This is a genomic window from Polaromonas sp. P1_G2, from assembly GCF_056405515.1.
On sequence record NZ_JBFUBY010001548.1, the window covers coordinates 1 to 385 of the forward strand.

The 385-nt window shown below is 62.3% G+C and carries 1 protein-coding gene; it reads left to right on the forward strand.

Translation table 11 applies throughout. The features are described from left to right. Positions 1-186: 186 nt before the first annotated feature. Positions 187-385 (forward strand): hypothetical protein (locus AC1D0P_RS31495; protein ID WP_477680315.1); only part of this gene is annotated, 199 nt, incomplete at its 3' end.

Here is a 385-nt window from a genome sequence, read left to right on the forward strand (position 1 = left end):
CAAATGGGACCTCAAGGACCCGCAGCGCCAGACGCTCTGGGGTGCGCCGGCGCCAAAATCCTGGTTCGAGGAAGGCAGCACGTTTGCCGGCACCGACGTGGTCGATTCCGTGCTAAAGGCTCAGCCGATCGTCGCGCCGTAACCGACGGTCGCGAGGCGGAAAAACGAGATCACGAAAGCATGGCAATGGACAGCGAAGAATTCAGGCATTGGTCGCAAAAGGCCGCCGATTGGGGTGTCGATTATCGCAACGGATTGCGGGAGCGCCCTGTGCGCGCCCGGACCAAGCCGGGCGACATCATCAAGCAGATCGGCGAGGTCGTGCCGGAGGCCGGTGAGCCGATGGAAGCGATCTTTGCCGATTTCGAGCGGATCATCCCCGATG